The 19,891-nt window shown below is 63.2% G+C and carries 21 protein-coding genes; 11 read left to right on the top strand and 10 right to left on the bottom strand.

Translation table 11 applies throughout. The features are described from left to right. Window positions 1-29 precede the first annotated feature (29 nt). From F8N82_RS03960 to F8N82_RS03950, 3 genes are read left to right on the top strand one after another with little or no spacing between them, the layout of a single operon-like run. On the top strand, window positions 30-1,019 hold the full coding sequence (locus tag F8N82_RS03960) for a 2-hydroxyacid dehydrogenase (RefSeq protein ID WP_038993904.1): 990 nt from the start codon (window positions 30-32) through the stop codon (window positions 1,017-1,019). A gap of 31 nt (window positions 1,020-1,050) precedes the next feature. After that, a complete protein-coding gene (locus F8N82_RS03955) occupies window positions 1,051-1,488 on the top strand; it encodes a hypothetical protein (protein ID WP_038993903.1) in 438 nt (145 codons plus the stop codon). Next, entirely contained in the window at window positions 1,485-1,889 is a 405-nt protein-coding gene (locus tag F8N82_RS03950) for an META domain-containing protein (protein WP_038993902.1), read from the top strand. The genes F8N82_RS03955 and F8N82_RS03950 overlap by 4 nt, the downstream gene beginning before the upstream one ends. 99 nt (window positions 1,890-1,988) lie before the next feature. On the opposite strand, the gene F8N82_RS03945 is transcribed toward F8N82_RS03950, so the two are convergent. Next, window positions 1,989-2,453, bottom strand: coding sequence for a TlpA disulfide reductase family protein (locus F8N82_RS03945; RefSeq protein WP_038993901.1), 465 nt, complete (start codon window positions 2,451-2,453; stop codon window positions 1,989-1,991). 86 nt (window positions 2,454-2,539) lie between these two features. Between F8N82_RS03945 and arsC the strand changes: the two genes are divergently transcribed. Genes arsC through F8N82_RS03930 form a run of 3 tightly spaced genes read left to right on the top strand, consistent with a single transcriptional unit; the run spans window position 2,540 to window position 3,904 of the window. Then, window positions 2,540-2,893 carry an arsenate reductase (glutaredoxin) gene (gene arsC, locus F8N82_RS03940; RefSeq protein ID WP_038993900.1) on the top strand — a complete coding sequence of 118 codons (354 nt, stop codon included), beginning with the start codon at window positions 2,540-2,542 and terminating at the stop codon, window positions 2,891-2,893. Continuing rightward, complete coding sequence (gene wrbA / locus F8N82_RS03935; RefSeq protein ID WP_038993899.1) at window positions 2,890-3,495, top strand: NAD(P)H:quinone oxidoreductase; 606 nt, start codon at window positions 2,890-2,892, stop codon at window positions 3,493-3,495. The genes arsC and wrbA overlap by 4 nt, the downstream gene beginning before the upstream one ends. Next, window positions 3,488-3,904 (top strand): DUF2069 domain-containing protein, encoded by a 417-nt coding sequence (locus F8N82_RS03930; protein ID WP_038993898.1) that lies wholly within the window; start codon window positions 3,488-3,490, stop codon window positions 3,902-3,904. The genes wrbA and F8N82_RS03930 overlap by 8 nt, the downstream gene beginning before the upstream one ends. Before the next feature lie 81 nt (window positions 3,905-3,985). On the opposite strand, the gene F8N82_RS03925 is transcribed toward F8N82_RS03930, so the two are convergent. Then, on the bottom strand, window positions 3,986-4,657 hold the full coding sequence (locus F8N82_RS03925; RefSeq protein WP_038993897.1) for a DNA-3-methyladenine glycosylase I: 672 nt from the start codon (window positions 4,655-4,657) through the stop codon (window positions 3,986-3,988). 5 nt (window positions 4,658-4,662) lie between these two features. Next, complete coding sequence (gene ttcA, locus F8N82_RS03920) at window positions 4,663-5,487, bottom strand: tRNA 2-thiocytidine(32) synthetase TtcA (protein ID WP_038993896.1); 825 nt, start codon at window positions 5,485-5,487, stop codon at window positions 4,663-4,665. A 267-nt stretch (window positions 5,488-5,754) separates the two neighbouring features. Between ttcA and F8N82_RS03915 the strand changes: the two genes are divergently transcribed. Together F8N82_RS03915 and F8N82_RS03910 are read left to right on the top strand one after the other, a co-directional pair. Then, entirely contained in the window at window positions 5,755-6,354 is a 600-nt protein-coding gene (locus tag F8N82_RS03915) for a Yip1 family protein (protein ID WP_038993895.1), read from the top strand. 137 nt (window positions 6,355-6,491) lie between these two features. Next, window positions 6,492-6,986, top strand: a complete 495-nt coding sequence (locus F8N82_RS03910; protein ID WP_038993894.1) for a SprT family zinc-dependent metalloprotease — start codon at window positions 6,492-6,494, stop codon at window positions 6,984-6,986. Between the two features lie 124 nt (window positions 6,987-7,110). On the opposite strand, the gene F8N82_RS03905 is transcribed toward F8N82_RS03910, so the two are convergent. The 4 genes from F8N82_RS03905 to F8N82_RS03890 form a co-directional block, all read right to left on the bottom strand. Beyond that, a complete protein-coding gene (locus tag F8N82_RS03905; protein ID WP_038993893.1) occupies window positions 7,111-8,433 on the bottom strand; it encodes a dicarboxylate/amino acid:cation symporter in 1,323 nt (440 codons plus the stop codon). 271 nt (window positions 8,434-8,704) lie between these two features. Continuing rightward, window positions 8,705-10,060 carry an ATP-binding protein gene (locus F8N82_RS03900; protein ID WP_038993892.1) on the bottom strand — a complete coding sequence of 452 codons (1,356 nt, stop codon included), beginning with the start codon at window positions 10,058-10,060 and terminating at the stop codon, window positions 8,705-8,707. Next, a complete protein-coding gene (locus F8N82_RS03895; RefSeq protein WP_038993891.1) occupies window positions 10,057-10,734 on the bottom strand; it encodes a response regulator in 678 nt (225 codons plus the stop codon). The genes F8N82_RS03900 and F8N82_RS03895 overlap by 4 nt, the downstream gene beginning before the upstream one ends. A 114-nt stretch (window positions 10,735-10,848) precedes the next feature. Further along, window positions 10,849-11,451, bottom strand: a complete 603-nt coding sequence (locus F8N82_RS03890) for an outer membrane protein (RefSeq protein WP_038993890.1) — start codon at window positions 11,449-11,451, stop codon at window positions 10,849-10,851. Window positions 11,452-11,593: 142 nt separating this feature from the next. Here F8N82_RS03890 and F8N82_RS03885 point away from each other — a divergent pair, with 142 nt between their 5' ends. Both F8N82_RS03885 and F8N82_RS03880 read left to right on the top strand, forming a co-directional pair. Then, window positions 11,594-12,391, top strand: a complete 798-nt coding sequence (locus tag F8N82_RS03885) for a dienelactone hydrolase family protein (RefSeq protein WP_038993889.1) — start codon at window positions 11,594-11,596, stop codon at window positions 12,389-12,391. Window positions 12,392-12,507: 116 nt separating this feature from the next. Next, window positions 12,508-13,209, top strand: coding sequence for a 4'-phosphopantetheinyl transferase family protein (locus F8N82_RS03880; protein ID WP_038993888.1), 702 nt, complete (start codon window positions 12,508-12,510; stop codon window positions 13,207-13,209). Between the two features lie 3 nt (window positions 13,210-13,212). Here F8N82_RS03880 and fhuF read toward each other — a convergent pair whose 3' ends face one another. Genes fhuF through F8N82_RS03865 form a run of 3 tightly spaced genes read right to left on the bottom strand, consistent with a single transcriptional unit; the run spans window position 13,213 to window position 16,090 of the window. Further along, the gene (gene fhuF, locus F8N82_RS03875; protein WP_150776993.1) at window positions 13,213-13,758 is read right to left on the bottom strand and encodes a siderophore-iron reductase FhuF; all 546 of its coding nucleotides are present in this window, start codon (window positions 13,756-13,758) and stop codon (window positions 13,213-13,215) included. Further along, a complete protein-coding gene (locus F8N82_RS03870; protein ID WP_038993887.1) occupies window positions 13,755-15,371 on the bottom strand; it encodes an ATP-binding protein in 1,617 nt (538 codons plus the stop codon). Before F8N82_RS03870 ends, fhuF begins: the two co-directional genes overlap by 4 nt. Continuing rightward, entirely contained in the window at window positions 15,368-16,090 is a 723-nt protein-coding gene (locus F8N82_RS03865) for a response regulator transcription factor (RefSeq protein ID WP_038993886.1), read from the bottom strand. The genes F8N82_RS03870 and F8N82_RS03865 overlap by 4 nt, the downstream gene beginning before the upstream one ends. A gap of 764 nt (window positions 16,091-16,854) precedes the next feature. Here F8N82_RS03865 and F8N82_RS03860 point away from each other — a divergent pair. Beyond that, complete coding sequence (locus F8N82_RS03860) at window positions 16,855-19,743, top strand: ribonucleoside-diphosphate reductase subunit alpha (protein ID WP_038993885.1); 2,889 nt, start codon at window positions 16,855-16,857, stop codon at window positions 19,741-19,743. Window positions 19,744-19,891: the final 148 nt, after the last annotated feature.

Raw genomic sequence — 19,891 nt, 5'->3', positions numbered from 1 at the left:
CTTTCCGGCAAAGCCTTCAGGAACATCCCATGCGCGTATTGTTTTTCAGCAGCCAGACCTACGACCAGGACAGCTTCACCAGCGCCACTGCCGTGCCGGGGCTTGAGCTGCACTTCCAGCCCGCACGCCTGACCGAAGACACCGCACCGCTGGCCGCCGGCCATGAGGTGGTCTGCGCCTTCATCAACGATGACCTCGGCGCTGGCGTGCTGGAGCGCCTGGCCGCCGCCGGCACACGCTTGATCGCCCTGCGTTCGGCCGGGTACAACCATGTCGACCTGGCCGCCGCCAAACGCCTGGGCCTGGCGGTGGTGCGGGTACCGGCCTATTCACCCCATGCCGTGGCCGAACACGCGGTGGCGCTGATCCTGGCGCTCAACCGGCGCCTGCACCGGGCCTACAACCGCACCCGCGAAGGCGACTTCACCCTCCACGGCCTGACCGGCTTCGACTTGCACGGCAAGACCGTCGGCGTGGTCGGTACCGGGCAGATCGGCGCGGCCTTTGCCCGGATCATGGCCGGCTTCGGTTGCCAGTTGCTGGCTTACGACCCCTACCCCAACCCCGAACTGCTGGCGCTCGGTGCGCGCTACCTGAGCCTGCCGCAGCTGCTGCGCCAGGCGCAAGTCATTAGCCTGCACTGCCCGCTGACCGACGACACCCGGCACCTGATCAACGCCCAGAGCCTGGCCGAGCTGCAGCCAGGGGCCATGTTGATCAATACCGGCCGCGGCGCCTTGGTCGATACCCCGGCGCTGATCGAGGCACTGAAAAGCGGCCAGCTCGGCTACCTGGGGCTGGACGTCTATGAAGAAGAAGCCCAGCTGTTTTTCGAGGACCGCTCCGACCTGCCCCTGCAGGACGACGTACTGGCACGGCTGCTGACCTTCCCCAATGTGATCGTCACCGCCCACCAGGCCTTCCTCACCCGCGAGGCACTGGCGGCCATTGCCACTACCACCCTGGACAACATAACCCGCTGGGCGGCAGGCAATGCGCAGAACTTGGTCGAGGGTTGATGCTAGGATACGCGGCAGATTTGGAGGACCCATGGTCGAACACGATTTCCGCTACACCCTGTTTAACCCGCAACACACCCTGATCGAGTGCCGCGCCCTGGTGCCAGGCCGCTATCAAGTGACCGGCAACGGCGGCTCGATCCAGAAGAACGACGTTCTACTGGTGACCCTCAAGGGCAGCAAGGATTTGTCCATGCGACTGACCGTGGAATCGGTGCGCCACCTGATCAACCCGACCGGCCAATGGGTCGCGGTGGCCAGCGGCCCGGTGTTCGGCGAGCTGGCGATCCACACCTGGGACGTCAACTGCGACAGCTGCCAGGCCACCCTGAACTTCGAGTTCGCGGTCGACGCCAAACTGGGCAAGAAGGCCCAGCAACCCGCCGCCAGCGCGCGTATCGCGGAACTGGGCTGGATCAGCCGCGGCGACAAACACCTGTGCCCGAAATGCAAGGAGACGGCCCAGTGAAAACGCTGTTGCTCTCAGGCCTGATCGGCACCGCCCTGCTGGGTTGCGCCGCCGAGCCGATGAAGCTGGAACAGGAACGCAGCTACCTGCTGGAGTGGATTGGCGAGCGTCCGCTGATGGACTACAGCCACCTGACCCTGACCCTGGCCGCCGACGGCCGCGCTTATGGCAATGGCGGCTGCAACCACTGGTTCGCGCCGTACCAGCTGGAGGGCGACAAGCTGACCTTCGGCAAGGTCGGTAGCACCCGCAAGCTGTGCGCACCGGCGCTTATGGAGCAGGAAAAACGCTTCCTGCAGGCGCTGGAAACCGTACAGCGCTGGGATATCTCGCCGATCGAGCAGGTGCGTTTCTGGCCAGCCGAGGGCAAGCCGCTGCGCTTCTGGCCGGAAGAGGGTTGACTTAAGCGGCAAGCTACAAGCTTCAAGCCGCAAGTAAGAGCAGACTGTGCGCGGTCTGGCTCTTTCTTGCAGCTTGTAGCTTGTGGCTTGAGTCTGCTGTCAGGCGCCCTTGAGCGCCTTGACCTTCTGGGTCAATCCCTCAAGGGTCTGCTCACCCATCAACTGCTCACGCACCTTGCCTTTGTCATCGATGATGTAGGTCACCGGCAAGGCTTCGCTACGCGGCAATTCGTAACGCTCGGCCGGGTCGCTGGCCAGTACCGTGAAGCCGATGCCCAGCGCTTCGCTGGCCTTTTTCAGGTCTTCACCCTGCAGGCCGTCGAAGTTCACCCCGAGCACCTGCACGCCCTGCCCCTGCCATTGCTTGGCAGCTGCGTTGAGTTCGGGAATTTCTATGCGGCACGGGCCGCACCATTCCGCCCAATAATTGAGCACCAGCCAGTGCCCTTCAATCTGCTCGGCTTTCACTGCCTGACCGTGCTGGTCCAGGCCGTAATCTGCACCGCAACCGCCGAGCAACAGGCTCGCGGTGATGGCCAGTGCTGCTGCCAAACGCCTTGTCATGGGTCAATCCTTCTCGAAGATTCAAGCAAAATGCGAAGTCGCTGCGGTTAGAATAGCCGCCACACCCTGCTGGATGCGACCCGAACATGACTGACCTGACCCTCTATCACAATCCGCGCTGCTCCAAATCCCGTGGCGCCCTGGAGCTGCTCGAAGCCCGCGGCCTGGCCCCGACCGTGGTGCGCTACCTGGAAACGCCGCCGACTGCCGACGCGCTCAAGGCTCTGCTCGGCAAGCTGAACATCAGCGCCCGCCAGCTGCTGCGCAGCGGTGAAGACGAATACAAAACGCTCAACCTGGCCGACGCCAGCCTCAGCGAGGCGCAGTTGATCGAAGCCATGGTCCAGCACCCCAAGCTGATCGAGCGGCCAATCCTGATTGCCGGCGATAAAGCCGTGATCGGCCGGCCACCGGAGAAGGTGCTGGAGATCCTGCCGTGAGCGCGCCGTACATCCTGATCCTGTTCTACAGCCGTCACGGCTCGACCAGCGAGATGGCCCGGCAAATTGCCCGCGGCGTCGAGATGGCCGGCCTGGAAGCGCGCATCCGCACCGTACCGGCGATTTCCACCGAGTGCGAAGCGGTAGCCCCGGACATCCCCGATACCGGCGCGCTGTACGCTACCCTGGACGACCTGCGCCACTGCTCGGGCCTGGCTCTGGGCAGCCCGACGCGCTTTGGCAACATGGCCGCGCCGCTCAAGTACTTTATCGACGGCACCAGCAGCCTGTGGCTGAGCGGCGGCCTGGTGGGCAAGCCGGCGGCGGCGTTCACTTCCACCGCCAGCCTGCACGGCGGCCAGGAGTCGACCCTGCTGTCGATGCTGCTGCCGCTGATGCACCACGGCATGCTGATCATGGGCCTGCCCTACAGCGAGTCGGCGTTGCTGGAAACCCGTGGCGGCGGTACGCCCTATGGCGCCAGCCACCATGCCGGCGCCGACGGCAAGCGCGACTTGGATGCTGACGAAATCGCCCTGTGCCGCGCCCTTGGCCAGCGCCTGGCGAGCACCGCCAAACTGCTGGAGAACGGCCGTGGCTAAAAAGCCCAAGGTACTGCCGCCACTCGAATGGCTGGCGCCGCGCCTGCGCCTGACCCGGGCGCTGAGCCTGGCGAGCTTTTTCGGCCTGATCGCCTTGCTGACCCTGAACAACCTGCTGTTCGCCGACCTGCACGGTGCGCGGGTCGGGGTGATCCTGGCGATCGAGCTGGTGCCGCTGGCCCTGCTGCTGCCGGGCATGCTGCTGGGCAACGCCCGCGCCCACGCCTGGACCTGCTTTGTGGTCAACCTGTACTTCATCAAGGGCGTGCTGGCCGCGTTCGACCCGGCCCGGGCGCTGTTCGGCTGGCTGGAAGTGGCGATCAGCCTGGCGTTGTTCGTCAGTGCCCTGCTGTATGTACGCTGGCGCTTTCAGTATGAGCGGCGCTTGGCGGGGGAAGGTTCGAACTAAGAGTTGAATCCATCGCTGGCAAGCCAGCTCCCCCAGGGTTTTTTGGGAGCTGGCTTGCCAGCGATGGCGGCACCACCGATTTCAGTGATTGACGGTATGCGCCAGCATCACCGACAGCTGACACAGTGGCCGCCCGCTCTCGGCATGCCACTGATTGAAAGCCTGCTGCACCAGGGCCAGGTCGCGCTGGCTGGTCGGCGGCTTGTCGATGATGTCCTGGGCGATCAGCGCCGCAGCCATGTCAGTGGTGGGGATGAACGTGTCCTTGCCGCACATGCGCAAGAAGCGCGGCGCCGACAGCCCGCCCAACTGGTTGCCATGCTTGGCCAGGTACTTCCACAAGCCGACGATATCGGTCACCGGCCAATCCGCGATAAACGTGCCGAAACTGCCGTGCTGCTTCTGGATATCGAGGATCATCTGCGCATTGCGCGGCACGCTCTTGAGCTTGCCCAGGTGGCGGATGATCCGCGTGTCGTGCATCAGCCGCTCCAGGTGCTCGGCGCCCATCAGCACGACCTTTTGCGGGTCGAAGCCGAAGAACACCTGCTCGAAGGCTGGCCACTTGGCATCCACCAGGCTGTGCTTCAAGCCGGCGCGAAACACTCGCAGGGCCAGGGTCGACAAGTAACGGTCAGCGCCGATCGCGCGCAACTGCTCGGGGCTTTTCGCCTGGGGCAGGTGCGCTTCGAGGGCCGCAGCCGAGCCGAAGCGGTTCAGGCAGTACTCATGCAGCCATTGGTAATCACGCATGGCCGTCAGATGTTCAGCACGTCGACAAAGCGCGGGGTGGCGGTCTCGTCGATCTTCAGGCTGGTGAAGTCGAACAGGTTGCGGTCAGCCAGTTGCGACGGCACCACGTTCTGCAGGCCACGGAAGATGTTCTCGGTACGCCCCGGGGTCTTGCGCTCCCACTCCACCAGCATGTCCTTGACCACCTGACGCTGCAGGTTTTCCTGGGAGCCGCAGAGGTTGCACGGGATGATCGGGAATTCCTTCATGTCCGAGTAGGCCTGGATGTCCTTCTCGCTGCAGTAGGCCAGCGGGCGAATGACCACGTTGCGCCCGTCATCGGCACGCAGCTTGGGCGGCATGGCCTTGAGGGTACCGTTGAAGAACATGTTGAGGAAAAAGGTCTCGACGATGTCGTCGCGGTGATGCCCCAAGGCCATCTTGGTCGCGCCGATCTCGTCGGCGAAGGTATACAGGGTGCCACGACGCAGGCGCGAGCACAGCGAGCAGGTGGTCTTGCCTTCCGGGATCAGTTCCTTGACCACCGAGTAGGTGTCCTTCTCGACGATGTGGTACTCGACGCCGAGGGCTTCGAGGTAGGCCGGCAGCACGTGCTCGGGGAAGCCAGGCTGCTTCTGGTCCATGTTCACTGCGACGATGTCGAACTTGATCGGCGCCACTTTCTGCAGGTGCAGCAGAACATCGAGCATGGTGTAGCTGTCTTTGCCGCCGGACAGGCAGACCATGACCTTGTCACCGTCTTCGATCATGTTGAAGTCGGTGATGGCTTCGCCGGCGAGACGACGCAGGCGTTTTTGCAGTTTGTTCTGGTTGACCGAAAGGGTGCCCATAGCGCTTGGAATCCGCGAGGTGTGACAAAAGCCGAACATTTTACCCTTAAACCGCCAGTGGGCGTAGGCCAATCCGATAAAGACTGCATTGTGATTAAGCAGGCCCCTGACAGCGCGATTTGCTCTAAAAAGCCGGCTTTATGCGGCGAACGCCTTCCTATACTGCGACATAAGGCCACACCAAGGTGACCTCCAACCTCTGGCCCAGACTTGGGGCCGCAAGCGCTCCGATGGGGGGCGATGGCAACAACGAAAGGAGTGACCGGCATGATCCATCACGTTGTTGGGCTGTTTACCCATCCCGATCAGGAATGGAAAGAAATACGCGGTGAAGAAGAAAGCATCAGCCACATGTACCTCACCCACACGCTGATCCTCGCCGCGATCCCGGCGATTTCGGCGTTCATCGGCACCACCCAGGTTGGCTGGGTCATCGGCGATCGCGCTCCGGTCATGCTGACCCAGGAAAGCGCGCTGTGGATGACCATCATGTCTTACCTGGCCATGCTCGGCGGCGTGGCGGTGATGGGCGCCTTCATCCACTGGATGGCCCGCACCTACGACGCCAACCCCAGCCTGGCGCGTTGCATTGCCTTCGCCACCTACACCGCGACGCCACTGTTCGTCGGCGGCCTGGCGGCGCTGTACCCGCACCTGTGGCTGGGCATGATCGTCGGCACGGCAGCGGTGTGCTACACGGTCTACCTGCTGTATGTCGGCCTGCCGACCTTCATGAACATTCCATCCGATGAGGGCTTTTTGTTCTCAAGCTCGGTGCTGGCGGTGGGCCTGGTGGTGCTGGTCGCCATCATGGCCTTTACCGTAATTGTCTGGGGACTGGGCGTGGGGCCCGTCTACACCAGCTAGAGTGAACCATTAGAAACAGCAACATAGGCGCAACACCCTCAGGCCGCCGCCAGGCGGCCTGATACTGTGCGCTGACAGGTGGCTCGGCAGCGCCGCTGCGGTTGCGGCATAATTGTCGGCCAGGAGTGTTCCCCGATATGCCCGAACTGCTCAAATCCCGCGTCGAAACCTGTTACCAGCAAGCCGAAACCTTTTTCAAACGCCCCTTCCCGCGCCCCGAAGTCAGCTTCAAGTTGCGCGGTCAGAAGGCCGGCGTCGCGCACCTGCACGAAAACCTGCTGCGCTTCAATTTGCAGCTGTACCGCGAGAACAGCGAAGATTTCCTCAAACAGACGGTGCCCCATGAGGTCGCCCACCTGGTTGCCCACCAGCTGTTCGGCGACCGCATCCAGCCCCATGGCGAGGAATGGCAGCTGATCATGCGCGGCGTGTACGAACTACCGCCGCACCGCTGCCACAACTACGCGGTCAAGCGCCGCACGGTGACCCGCTATATCTACCGCTGCCCGTGCACCGGCAGCGACTTCCCGTTCTCGGCGCAACGCCACAGCCTGGTGCGCCAGGGGCGGCGGTACCTGTGCCGGCGCTGTCGCAATACCCTGGTGTATAGCGGCGAGACCCGGGTGGAGTGAAAGCATCGCGGGGCAAGCCCGCTCCCATCCAATCTGTAGGAGCGGGCTTGCCCCGCGATGAAGCCCCCGCAGACACAAAAAAGCCCATCCGAAGATGGGCTTTTTGCATTACACAGTCTGCCTGTTAGCGAGCAGGACCTTCAGCCACGCCCAGGTCATCCATCGGACGGGTGTCAGTCAGCGGCGAGCCACCGGAAGCCAGCTCGGCCTGCAGCTTGTCTTCGTCCAGCTCATTGACCCACTTGGCCACGACCACGGTGGCCACGGCGTTGCCGATCAGGTTGGTCAGGGCACGGGCTTCGGACATGAAGCGGTCGATGCCAAGGATCAGCGCCAGGCCGGCAACCGGCAGGTGGCCAACGGCCGACAGGGTTGCGGCGAGGACGATGAAGCCACTACCGGTAACGCCCGCAGCACCTTTGGAGGCCACCAGCAGCACCAGCAGCAGGGTGATCTGGTGGGTGATGTCCATGGTGGTGTCGGTCGCCTGGGCGATGAACACAGCAGCCATGGTCAGGTAGATCGAGGTGCCGTCGAGGTTGAACGAGTAGCCGGTCGGGATCACCAGGCCAACCACGGATTTCTTCGCCCCCAGACGCTCCATCTTGGTCAGCATGCGTGGCAGCGCCGACTCCGAAGAGGAGGTACCCAGAACGATCATCAGCTCTTCACGGATGTAGCGGATCAGCTTGAGGATGCTGAAGCCGTGAGCGCGAGCGATGCTGCCGAGCACCACCAGGATGAACAGCACGCAGGTGACGTAGAAGCAGATCATCAGCTGGCCCAGTTGCACCAGCGAACCGACGCCGTACTGGCCGATGGTGAAGGCCATGGCACCGAAGGCACCGACCGGCGCCAGCTTCATGATCATGTTGATGATGTTGAACATGACATGGGCGAAGCGATCGATCAGGTCCAGCAGCGGCTTGCCGTAGGCACCCAGGCGATGCAGGGCGAAACCGAAGATCACCGAGAACATCAGCACTTGCAGGATGTCGCCGTTGGCGAAGGCGCCGACCACGGTGTTGGGGATGATGTTGAGCAGGAAGCCGATGGTGGTCTGCTGCGCGCCGGCGGCGGCGTAAGCAGCCACACTGCTGGCGTTCAGGGTGCTGACGTCGATGTGCATGCCGGCGCCAGGCTTGACCACGTTGACCACGACCAGGCCGATGATCAGGGCGATGGTCGAAACGATTTCGAAGTAGAGCAGCGCGTAGCCACCGGTCTTGCCGACCGATTTCATGTTCTGCATGCCGGCGATGCCGCTGACCACGGTGCAGAAGATGATCGGGGCGATGACCATTTTGATCAGTTTGACGAATCCGTCACCCAGTGGCTTCAGGGCCACGCCGGTTTCAGGGTAGTAATGGCCCAGCAGGATACCGATGGTGATCGCTACTAACACCTGGATATACAGCGATTTGTACAGTGGCTGACGCGTCGTCATGGCTAATTCCTCAAGGGTACCGACCCATCCTTCACAGGATGTGGGGTACCTAAAGCGCGAACCCTCCTGCACTGGAGGGATTTGTTGTGTCGAGCTGCCTGGCAGAACTCTGATGAGTCCATAGCAAGCCCGATGCCAAAATGCGCTTTAACAGTGCAAGCCCCGGTTTTACGGGGCCGCGATGCACAATGAGGTTGCAGGTGGGTGGAATGGGGTTGGCGGATTTCCGCACGCCACGGAAAAGATTCCGACAATGATGGCGGTAATCCGCCTAGGCATTTCGCTCCAGCTCGAAGCGAATACGGAAGGCCGCACCGCCCAGGGACGAATCGTCGAGGGTCAGGGTCGCGTCGTAGCTTTCGATGATGTCCTTGACCACCGCCAGGCCAATGCCCTGCCCCGGGTTCTGCCGGTCGAGGCGCTCGCCGCGCTGGAGGATGCGTTCGCGCTGATCGGGCGGAACACCCGGACCGTCGTCCTCGATACACAGCACCACCTGGGTTTCGCTGGCCTGCAGGCTGATGTGCACCTGGCCAAGACACAGGCGGTAGGCGTTTTCCAGCAGGTTGCCAAGCAGTTCGAGCAAGGCGCCTTGCTCCATCGGCACCAGGGCGTGCTCCGGCACATCCACGCGGATGTGCACATGCTTGTCGCGGTAGACCTTGGCCAGGGTGCTGCACAGGCTGTCGAGCAACGGCCGCAACTGCACCTGGTGGCGCACCAGGCCGCTCTTGCGCAGGCTGGCGCGTTGCAGCTGATAGTCGATCTGCTGGCTCATGCGTTCGATCTGGCTTTGCAGCACCCGCGCCTGTTCACGGTCTTCGCGGCGCTGGGCCATGCTTTCGCTGACCCCCTGGAGCACGGTCAGCGGGGTTTTCAGGCTGTGGGCCAGATCGCCCAGCGAATCGCGGTAGCGCCGACGCTGCTCGCGCTCGCTGCGCAGCAGGCGGTTGAGCGAATCGGTCAGGCGCAGCAGTTCCCGCGGGTGTTCGCCGCTCAGGCCTTCACGGGCGCCGGATTCGACATCGTCCAGCTCGCGGCTCATCTGCCGCAGCGAACGCAGGCCCCAGGTCAGACCGGCCCAGAGCAGCACCAGCAACGCCAACAGCGCCGCGCCAAAGCCCAGGTAGAGCTTTTCGCGCAGGCCATCAAGGGTGTGCTGGTACTCGCGCACCGGTTGCAGGGCAACGATACTGAAAGCGGCGGTCTTGCCGCCGAGCAGCTTGACCTCGACGTCATAGACGAAGAACTCCTCGCCATCGTCCTGGCGAATCCGCGCGAACTCGTTGCCGCGCCCGTCATAGCGCGGGGTGTAGTTGATGTTCTCGTCCGCCGTGGCGCGCGAACGCCACACCAGGTTGCCCTGGCGGTCGTAGATGTAGCCGAGCAGGCGGCTGTCGGGCAGGTTGAATTTCTCATCGGGCAACAGCACCGGCATCTGCAGGTTGCCGTCTTCGATGCGCGCAGCGGAAATCAATGTGGTGACGTCCGAGGCCAGGCGCTGCTCGATAGACTCCTGCAAGGCCAGGCTGAAGGCCTTCTGCAAGGCCGGCAGCAAGCCGAGCATGAACAGCAGCGCCAGCACTGCGGCCGCCAGCATCAGGCGCAGGCGTAGCGAACGGATCATCGGCAGCGCTCGGTAAACAGGTAGCCCAGGCCGCGCACGGTGTCGATCGGCTTGAAGCCGTTGCTGCCCTCAAGCTTGCGCCGCAGGCGGCCGACCAGCACCTCTATGACATTCGGATCGCGCTCGTCATCGTCCGGATACAGTTGCTCCATCAGACGGTCCTTGGCCACCACCTGCTGGTGATGACGCATCAGGTATTCGAGGATGCGGTATTCATAGGCCGTCAGCGCCAGGGGCTGTTCATCGAGGGTTGCCTGCTTGCGATTGAGGTCGAGCACCAGGGGCCCGGCGGCGATGGTCGACTGGGTAAAGCCGCTGGAGCGGCGCAGCAAGGCGTTGAGGCGGGCTTCGAGCTCTTCGAACTGGAAGGGTTTGACCACGTAATCGTCGGCGCCGGCGGCCAGGCCTTCGACCTTGTCCTGCCAGTTGCCACGGGCGGTGAGGATCAGGATCGGGAAGCTGTTGCCCTGGGAACGCAATTGGCGGATCAGGTCGAGCCCGCTCATGCCCGGCAGGCCCAGGTCGATCACCGCCAGGTCATGGTTGAACTGCTCGGCCTGGTACAGGGCCTCCTCGGCATTGGCCACCGCTTCGACCACATGCCCGCTTTCCGTCAAGCGGCTGTACAAGTGATGACGCAAGAGTGCCTCATCCTCGACCACCAGCAGTTTCATACGCTCCTCCAGATCCGTGCCGGCCTTCATTGGCCAGTCAATTTGTAGACCGAATGCAGAATAACAGCGAACCGGCCGTGCGCATGCAGGCCGGTTCGGACATCGTCAGGCGACTTAGAACGCGTAGTTGGCCGACAGGTAGGTCTGGGCGCTGCTGTTCAGGCGCAGGCTGCCGACTTTCGGGCCATCATGCTCGGACAGCTCGGTGCTGGCGTTGCTGCGCAGGTAACGGTAGCCCAGTTCCACCGAGGCATTGTCGCTGACTTGCTGCAATACGCCGGCTTGCAGGCCGATGGCATAGCCGGTGTCGGTGTCGCGGCTGTAGCCGGAGGACTCCATGCTCATCTTGGTCAGGCCGGCGCTGGCGCCACCGAACAGCTTGGTGGTGCTGCCCAGCGGGTAGAACATGTCGTAGCTGCCCAGCAGGTTTTCCTGACGCACTTTCAGGCCGCTGTGGTCGTTGGAGACGTTGTCGTAGGTCAGGTAGTAGCGGCCCTGGTCGTTCATCTGGCCGACGCGGATGCCGTAGGTGCTGTCCTTGCTGATGATGCCGTCGGTGTTCAGGTGATCAGTGTTGCGGGTCAGCAGACCGGACTTTTTCATCTTGTCGCTGGTCTGACCATAGGTGACGCCGGCGAAGGTGGTGTCAGCGGCCTGGGCGGCGGCGCTGGCGCCAAGGAAAGCAACGGTGAGCAGCAGGGTGTTGAGCTTTTTCATCGTGTGGTACTCCAGGTGATGCACTGTGTTGGTGTGGAAGCTAGAGTAAGCAAGCCGTCCTGAACCGCCGCTGAACCCAGGCTGAACCTCGGCTGAACAGCTGCACTGAATGCAAAACCGACTGCACATAAGGAGTACGACCATGCGTTGTCTGCTCGCTCTGGCCCTGTTCGGTGCCGCCAGCCTGGCCCAGGCGGCGGTGCAAACCCGTGAAATCCCCTACCAGGACGCCGATGGCAAGCGTCTGATCGGCTATTACGCCTACGACGACGCCGCCGAGGGCAAACGCCCGGGAGTGGTCGTGGTGCATGAATGGTGGGGGCTCAACGACTACGCCAAGCGCCGCGCCCGCGACCTTGCCGGGCTTGGCTACAGCGCCCTGGCGATTGACATGTATGGCGACGGCAAGAACACCGAGCACCCGGCCGATGCCCAGGCATTCATGGCCGCAGCGCTTAAAGATCCGAATGCGGCGGCCAAGCGCTTTGATGCCGGGGTTGAACTGCTGAAGATCCAGCCGCAGACCGATACCAGGCAGATCGCCGCCATCGGCTACTGCTTCGGCGGCAAGGTGGTACTCGATGCCGCGCGCCGCGGTGAAGCACTGGCCGGGGTGGCCAGCTTCCATGGTGCGCTGGTCACCAATGCGCCCGCGACGCCGGGCAGCGTCAAGGCCAAGGTGCTGGTGGAGCACGGCACCAGCGACAGCATGGTGACTCCGGAGCAGGTGGAGAAATTCAAAGAGGAGATGGATGCGGCCGGCGTGACCTATGAGTTCGTCAGCATTCCCGGGGCCAAGCATGGCTTTACCAACCCCGATGCCGACCGCCTGAGCCATGGCGAGCATGGCGGGCCGGATATTGGCTACAACAAGGCGGCGGATGAAAGCTCGTGGGCGGACCTGCAGGCGTTCTTCAAGAAGATCTTCCCTAAAGGTTAACCTCTGTAGGAGCGGGCTTGCCCCGCGATAGCGGTGTGTCAGACAGACCGTTATCGCGGGGCAAGCCCGCTCCTACACAGTGGCGCGCGGGCAACTGCCACGGCACAATACCGGCCATGAACCGACTGCCCACCTGCTGCGCCCCGCTCCTGCACCACTGGCCCCTGCCGCGCCCGGTCCCCGGCGCGCTGCTGGTCAGTTGCCCATTCGACCCTGCCCTGCTGGCCAGCGACGACTTCATTCGCGCCGGTATCGAGCAGACCGCCAGCCTGCAACGCTCGGTGGCCAAGCGCCAGGCCGAGTACCTGGCCGGCCGGGTGTGTGCCCGCGCAGCCTTGAAGCAGCTCGATGGCAGCGACTATGTCCCGGGCACCGATGAAGACCGCGCGCCCATCTGGCCAGCCGGCATCTGTGGCTCGATCACCCATGGCAAAGGCTGGGCTGCCGCCGTGGTTGCGCGTAACAGCGATTGCCAGGGGCTGGGCCTGGATCAGGAAAGCCTGCTCAGCGAGGAGCGCGCCGAGCGCCTGGCCCGGGAGATTCTCACCAAAGCCGAACTGCAGCGCATGAACCCCAGCCAGGTGGGCCTGACGGTAACCCTGACCTTCTCGCTGAAAGAAAGCCTGTTCAAGGCGCTCTACCCTATCGTCAAACAGCGGTTCTATTTCGAGCATGCCGAAGTGCTGGAATGGTCCGCTGACGGCCATGCACGCCTGCGCCTGCTGACCGACCTGTCGGCGCAGTGGCACCACGGCCGGGAGCTTGAGGGGCAGTTCTGCCTGCAGGACGATCAGCTGTTGAGCCTGGTCAGCGTCTGAGCCTCAGGGCAGCAGCGGGCAATGCTCACAGTGCCCGACCCAATCGACCTTGTAGCTCAGGCAGCAGCTACGGCGTCGACGCCTGCCGGCAGCATCCTGGCTGACGGCGGCATATAAAGGACTGCCGAGGGTTTCCAGCAGCACCTGCAAGCCTGCGCTGTCCCTGCCGTCTTGCAGCGCCTGATCCAGGCAATCGCCGGCATTGCCCCACAATACAGCCGTAGATACCGCGCCCAGTTCCGCCAGGCGCGCCACGAACGGTTGCAGATGCTCCGCCAGCAGTGCCTGCAGGCCCTGACAGGGTGCGCCCTCGGCAATCAGCGTGAGCGGCAGACCGCGCGCATCCACCTGCACCGCGGTAGCGCTGAAAGCCGACAAGGGTGCGCCCTCGCGCAACATCCGCCAGAACAACGCGAAGTAATACTTGGACCACTGCGACACCAGCACCGGCCGCTGCGCCGACATCAACTCGGGGCCATACAGCGCCAGCAGCAAAGGATCGAAGCGGGCTGGGTCGAGCAAGGCCTGCAGGGCCATCGGCGAGCTCATTCGCCGTCCTGGTTGCGTGGCCAGTTCAGGCTGAAGCAGGCGCCGCCCAAGCGTTCGCTGCGCCCCACTGACGCCCGCCCGCCATGCCAATAGATGATCCGTCGCACGATCGACAACCCCAGGCCATGCCCGCCCGAGGCACGGGTGCGGCTGTCGTCGAGACGGGTAAACGGCGTGAAGATACGCTCCCAGACGCTTTCCGGCACACCGGGACCATCGTCCTCGACATCGATTCGGCAGCGTTGCAGGCCCAGCTGATAGCTGAGGCAGACCTGCGATTCAGCGTGGCGCATGGCGTTGCTGACCAGGTTCTGCAACGCCCGGTGCAAGTAGCGCGGCTCGGCCTCGACCCACGCCCCCTGGCCATCCGCGCCCTTGTCGCCGCCCTGGCACGGCCCGCGCAGCACCCGTACCTCGCGGCGCAGCGGCGCCAGCTCGGCGATCACCTGATCGAGCAAGGCATCCAGGTCGACCCGCTGGAAATGCAGGGCCGGCGCACCCTGCTCCAGGCGCGCATAGGTGAGCATTTCATCCACCAGCTTGTCCAGGTCCTGAATATCCCCATCCATACCGGTCAGGTACTTCTCCCGAGCCTGGTCATTGCTGGCACTGGCGATCATCTCCAGGCCAAAGCGCAAGCGCGCAACCGGCGTGCGCAGCTCATGGGACACCGCCCGCACCAGCTCGCGTTGAATGGTCAGCGAGCGCTGCAGGTGTTCGGCCATGCCATTGAATGCCGCAGCCAGGCGCCCGACCGAATCGGCGTCGTCGGCGGCCACACGGGTTTCCAGGCTGCCCTGGGCAATCAGCGTCGCGGCGGCTTCAAGCCCGGACAGGCGCCGCTCCAACTGGCGTACCAGCAGGTAGACGATCAGGCCGATCAGGCACAGGCCCAGCACCGCGATCAGCACCAGCAACTGCGGCGGATAGGGGTTCATCTGGTACAGCGGGCCGATTTCCAGCACCCAGGGCGTGCCGACAAGGCCTGCGAACACGCGGATAGAGTCGCCGTCCTTGCCCAGGGCCATCACCGTGTCGCCTTCATCGATGCGCCGGCGCTGGTCGTCGTCCATGTCGGTCTGGTTGACCCGCTGCAGGCGCAGGTCGAAGCCAAAGCCCTTGCTCTGTTTGAGTGCGGCCAGGCGCTGGGGCTGCTCGGCCACCGGGTAGCGCACCAGCTCATCGGCCAGCAGATAGATAGTGGCACGGGCCAGTTGCTCGCTGATCTGCTGCACTTCGCCGACCAGCAGCAAATCCTGATCAGCGACCTGGCGCAGCACCTTGGCCGCGTGCGGGCCGGTTTTCTCGACCAGTACCTGGCCGCGCTGCAACTGGCTGCGCTGGCTACCGTCGAGGGCGGTACGGCTCAGCGCCTGCAACTCCAGGGGAATCCCCAGCAGGCGCTCCCAGATCAGCAGCGCACGCTTGCGCTCGACGGCGTCCAGCGGCGCCAGGTTGTCCGCCATCAGGGTAAAGGTGCCGTGGGCCAGGCGCTCGCGGTACTGGCCGGCGCGCACCTCGTTGAGCAGGTGCAGGCTGAGCACGCCAAGCACCGCCACCAGCACCAGGGCGGCGAGCATGCCGCCATAGATGCGCAGGAAGATCGAGTTCATTGCACCTGACCCATGGCTTCGGCCGCTTCGCGGACGAACAGGTAGCCTTTGCTGCGGATGGTCTTGATCATCCGCGGGTGCTCCGGGTCGTCGCCTATTTTCGGGCGGATGCGCGAAATACGCACATCGATGGAGCGGTCCTGGCCGTCATAGCCGACGCCGCGCAGGGAGGTGAAGATCTCCTCGCGCGACAAGGTGCGCCCGGCGTTGCTCACCAGCAACCATAAAAGGTCGAATTCGGCGCTGGTCAGTTCGATACCGCTGTCGTACAGCCAGGCCTCGCGCAGGGTATTGTCGACCCGCAACGGGCCGAACTGCAGGGCTTGCGGCGTCTGCGCCTCGGCCGGCACCTCGCTGCGGCGCAGCAGGGCGTTGATGCGTGCCAGCAACAAGCGCGGGCGCACCGGCTTGCACACGTAGTCGTCGGCGCCCAGGTCCAGGCCCTGGATCTGATCCAGGTCGTCGCTGCGCGCGGTCAGCATCAGGATGGGCCCTGGGTATTGCTTACGCACCTTGCGGCAGATGCTCAGGCCGTCCTCGCCGGGCAGCATCAGGTCGAGAATCACCAGGTCCGGCTGCTCGGCAATGATCCGCGCCGCAGCCCGGGCGCCATCGCCCTCCACTTCCACGGCAAAGCCATTGGCCTGCAGGTATTCACAGGTCAGGTCCGCCAGCCGCTGGTCATCCTCGACGATCAATACCCGACTGCTCTGCTCCACGGCTCACCTCAACAGCTTGTTGTTATATAGAGTGCCCAGATCACCAAAAGGCAACATTGGCCCCGGATACTACGTCGGGCACCGACGCCTGCCAACTGCCGCTCCCGGGGATCAAAAAGCAGCGGGAAAGCCGCTCGGACAAGGCGATTTTTTGTGATAGGGTTCGCGCCCGCAAAATCTGCCTGCGACCCTAAGACCCGCGAAAAAATCGGTGACGGGCGGTCATGCAGCGCTAAGACGCGGCCTACAAGGGGTTGAGTGAAGTCACTCACAAAATACGCACAAGTTATCCACAGAGCTCGACCTTGCATTACCCCCAAGACCGCATTATCTTGTATCCCCAGCGAAACAAAACACTACATCTTGGGGTTTCCTGAAAATCCCAAGCACAAGTGAAGCAGAGAACTCAAGCCCTCAACGGGTAGATTTTTTGCTTGAACTTTAGAAGAGATCAGCAGCCAAACCGCTCCTGCGGAGGCGACCGGTGCAAGCCCTTGGAGGGTGTTGTTTCGGGTACGGGTGAGGCCATCAGCACACCCGACAGCAACAGTTTTGAGTCGTAGATTCAAAACCTTTGACTTCGGCCAGGGAGCGGCAAGCATTTGCCCTAATTCCTGAACTGTCCCGAAGTGAGTATGCCCGACCTGTGCGGCATGCCGGAACGCTCGTTCCTGCGCGCCCTTGAGGTCGGTTGTTGAGCTTTCGGACGGAACGGTTGGCGCTCATAAAGCGCCTAAACATACTTAGAGAACGTGGAGACACCCATGCAAACCGACACAACTCGCGAGAACCCGCAGGCTTTGGCGCCGCAGGCCGCTGATTCGAACCAGGATCTGGCTGCCACCGCCCCGGGCCAACTGCGCGTGATCAAGCGTAACGGCACTGTCGTCGCCTACACCGATGACAAGATCACCGTGGCCATCACCAAAGCGTTCCTCGCAGTTGAAGGCGGCACCGCTGCCGCCTCGTCGCGCATCCACGACACCGTTGCCCGCCTGACCGAACAAGTCACCGCGACCTTCAAGCGCCGCATGCCTTCGGGCGGCACCATCCACATCGAAGAAATCCAGGACCAGGTCGAACTGGCCCTGATGCGTGCCGGCGAGCAGAAAGTCGCCCGCGACTACGTGATCTACCGTGACCAGCGTGCCAAGGAGCGTGCCACCCGTGGCCACGCCGAAGACGCAAGCGTGCAGCCGCACCCAAGCATCCGCATCACCCTGGCCGACGGCAGCCTGGCGCCGCTGGACATGAACCGCCTGAACACCATCATCAGCGAAGCCTGCGAAGGCCTGGCCGAAGTCGATGGCGACCTGATCCAGCGCGAAACCCTGAAGAACCTCTACGACGGCGTGGCCCTCACCGACGTCAACACCGCCCTGGTGATGACCGCCCGTACCCTGGTCGAGCGCGAGCCGAACTACTCGTTCGTTACCGCCCGCCTGCTGATGGACACCCTGCGCGCCGAAGGCCTGGGCTTCCTCGAGGTCGCCGACAGCGCTACCCACCACGAGATGGCTGAGCTGTACGCCAAGGCCCTGCCTGCCTACATCGCCAAGGGTGTCGAGTTCGAACTGCTCAACCCTGCCCTGGCCGACTTCGACCTGGACAAGCTGGGCAAGGCGATCAACCACGAGCGCGACCAGCAATTCACCTACCTGGGCCTGCAGACCCTGTACGACCGCTACTTCATCCATAAGGATGGCGTGCGTTTCGAGCTGCCTCAGGTGTTCTTCATGCGCGTGGCCATGGGCCTGGCGCTGGAAGAGAAAGACAAAGAAGCCCGTGCCATCGAGTTCTACAACCTGTTGTCGTCCTTCGACTACATGGCTTCGACCCCGACCCTGTTCAACGCCGGTACCCTGCGTCCACAGCTGTCGAGCTGCTACCTGACCACCGTGCCGGACGACCTGTCGGGCATCTACCACGCGATCCACGACAACGCCATGCTGTCGAAATTCGCCGGTGGTCTGGGCAACGACTGGACCCCTGTGCGTGCACTGGGCTCCTACATCAAGGGCACCAACGGTAAATCCCAGGGCGTCGTGCCGTTCCTGAAAGTGGTCAACGACACCGCCGTCGCCGTTAACCAGGGTGGCAAGCGCAAGGGCGCTGTCTGTGCCTACCTGGAAACCTGGCACCTGGACATCGAAGAATTCATCGAGCTGCGCAAGAACACCGGTGATGACCGTCGTCGTACCCACGACATGAACACCGCCAACTGGATCCCTGACCTGTTCATGAAGCGCGTCTTCGATGACGGCAAGTGGACCCTGTTCTCGCCATCGGAAGTGCCAGACCTGCACGACCTGACCGGCAAGGCCTTCGAAGAGCGCTACGAGTACTACGAAGCCCTGACCGAGTACAACAAGATCAAGGTGTTCAAGACCATCCAGGCCAAAGACCTGTGGCGCAAGATGCTCTCGATGCTGTTCGAGACCGGCCACCCATGGCTGACCTTCAAGGATCCGTGCAACCTGCGTTCGCCGCAGCAGCACGTGGGCGTGGTCCACAGCTCGAACCTGTGCACCGAGATCACCCTGAACACCAACAAGGACGAGATCGCGGTCTGCAACCTGGGCTCGATCAACCTGCCGAACCACATCAATGATGGCAAGCTGGACACCGCCAAGCTGCAACGCACCGTCAACACCGCCGTGCGCATGCTCGACAACGTGATCGACATCAACTACTACTCGGTGCCGCAAGCGCGTAACTCGAACTTCAAGCACCGTCCGGTCGGCCTGGGCATCATGGGCTTCCAGGACGCGCTGTACCTGCAGCACATCCCTTACGGCTCCGACGCTGCCGTCGAGTTCGCCGACAAGTCGATGGAAGCGGTCAGCTACTTCGCCATCCAGGCTTCCTGCGACCTGGCCGACGAGCGTGGCGCCTACGAGACCTTCCAGGGCTCGCTGTGGTCCAAAGGCATCCTGCCGCTGGATTCGCAACAGATCCTGATCGAAGCCCGTGGCCAGAAGTACATCGACGTCGACCTGAACGAGACCCTGGACTGGGCACCGGTACGTGCCCGCGTACAAAAAGGTATTCGTAACTCGAACATCATGGCCATCGCGCCGACCGCGACCATCGCCAACATCACCGGCGTATCGCAGTCCATCGAGCCGACCTACCAGAACCTGTACGTGAAATCGAACCTCTCGGGCGAATTCACCGTGATCAACCCGTACCTGGTTCGCGACCTCAAGGCCCGCGGCCTGTGGGACTCGGTCATGATCAACGACCTGAAGTACTACGACGGTTCGGTGCAGCAGATCGAGCGCATCCCGCAAGAGCTCAAAGACCTCTACGCGACTGCCTTCGAAGTCGAAACCAAGTGGATCGTCGACGCCGCCAGCCGCCGTCAGAAGTGGATCGACCAGGCCCAGTCGCTGAACCTGTACATCGCCGGCGCTTCGGGCAAGAAGCTCGACGTGACCTACCGCATGGCCTGGTACCGTGGTCTGAAAACCACCTACTACCTCCGTGCCCTGGCCGCGACCAGCACCGAGAAGTCGACCATCAACACCGGCAAGCTCAACGCCGTTTCCAGCGGTGGCGACAGCGCCCCGGTACAAGCAGCGCCAGCCGGCCCTGCTCCGGTACCGAAGGCCTGCGCGATCGACGAGCCGGACTGCGAAGCCTGCCAATAAGCGCCTGAAGGCCCGCTCCCTGTAGACGCGGGCTTGACTCGCGAAAGGGCCGGCCCTGCCGCCCCCTTTCCACAGCGCCGAACAACAAGGTCGGGGCCACCCCGACCTCCCCCGCGGGCCTCAGCCCCGGGAAGCATTCCAAGATTTT

It is taken from the genome of Pseudomonas fluorescens (assembly GCF_902497775.2).
In the GTDB taxonomy this organism is placed as follows: Bacteria; Pseudomonadota; Gammaproteobacteria; order Pseudomonadales; family Pseudomonadaceae; genus Aquipseudomonas; species Aquipseudomonas putida_F.
This window is presented reverse-complemented; position numbering and strand designations above follow the sequence as displayed.

Excerpts from the sequence above, each read along its gene's own strand:
- F8N82_RS03900 (WP_038993892.1), bottom strand. The coding sequence starts at position 10,060 with ATGATCCGTTCGCTACGCCTGCGCCTGATGCTGGCGGCCGCAGTGCTG.
- F8N82_RS03915 (WP_038993895.1), top strand. The coding sequence starts at position 5,755 with ATGATCCATCACGTTGTTGGGCTGTTTACCCATCCCGATCAGGAATGG.
- F8N82_RS03905 (WP_038993893.1), bottom strand. The coding sequence starts at position 8,433 with ATGACGACGCGTCAGCCACTGTACAAATCGCTGTATATCCAGGTGTTA.
- F8N82_RS03960 (WP_038993904.1), top strand. The coding sequence starts at position 30 with ATGCGCGTATTGTTTTTCAGCAGCCAGACCTACGACCAGGACAGCTTC.
- F8N82_RS03945 (WP_038993901.1), bottom strand. The coding sequence starts at position 2,453 with ATGACAAGGCGTTTGGCAGCAGCACTGGCCATCACCGCGAGCCTGTTG.
- F8N82_RS03860 (WP_038993885.1), top strand. The coding sequence starts at position 16,855 with ATGCAAACCGACACAACTCGCGAGAACCCGCAGGCTTTGGCGCCGCAG.
- F8N82_RS03910 (WP_038993894.1), top strand. The coding sequence starts at position 6,492 with ATGCCCGAACTGCTCAAATCCCGCGTCGAAACCTGTTACCAGCAAGCC.
- F8N82_RS03895 (WP_038993891.1), bottom strand. The coding sequence starts at position 10,734 with ATGAAACTGCTGGTGGTCGAGGATGAGGCACTCTTGCGTCATCACTTG.
- fhuF (WP_150776993.1), bottom strand. The coding sequence starts at position 13,758 with ATGAGCTCGCCGATGGCCCTGCAGGCCTTGCTCGACCCAGCCCGCTTC.
- F8N82_RS03885 (WP_038993889.1), top strand. The coding sequence starts at position 11,594 with ATGCGTTGTCTGCTCGCTCTGGCCCTGTTCGGTGCCGCCAGCCTGGCC.
- arsC (WP_038993900.1), top strand. The coding sequence starts at position 2,540 with ATGACTGACCTGACCCTCTATCACAATCCGCGCTGCTCCAAATCCCGT.
- ttcA (WP_038993896.1), bottom strand. The coding sequence starts at position 5,487 with ATGGGCACCCTTTCGGTCAACCAGAACAAACTGCAAAAACGCCTGCGT.
- F8N82_RS03890 (WP_038993890.1), bottom strand. The coding sequence starts at position 11,451 with ATGAAAAAGCTCAACACCCTGCTGCTCACCGTTGCTTTCCTTGGCGCC.
- F8N82_RS03870 (WP_038993887.1), bottom strand. The coding sequence starts at position 15,371 with ATGAACTCGATCTTCCTGCGCATCTATGGCGGCATGCTCGCCGCCCTG.
- F8N82_RS03955 (WP_038993903.1), top strand. The coding sequence starts at position 1,051 with ATGGTCGAACACGATTTCCGCTACACCCTGTTTAACCCGCAACACACC.
- F8N82_RS03880 (WP_038993888.1), top strand. The coding sequence starts at position 12,508 with ATGAACCGACTGCCCACCTGCTGCGCCCCGCTCCTGCACCACTGGCCC.
- F8N82_RS03925 (WP_038993897.1), bottom strand. The coding sequence starts at position 4,657 with ATGCGTGATTACCAATGGCTGCATGAGTACTGCCTGAACCGCTTCGGC.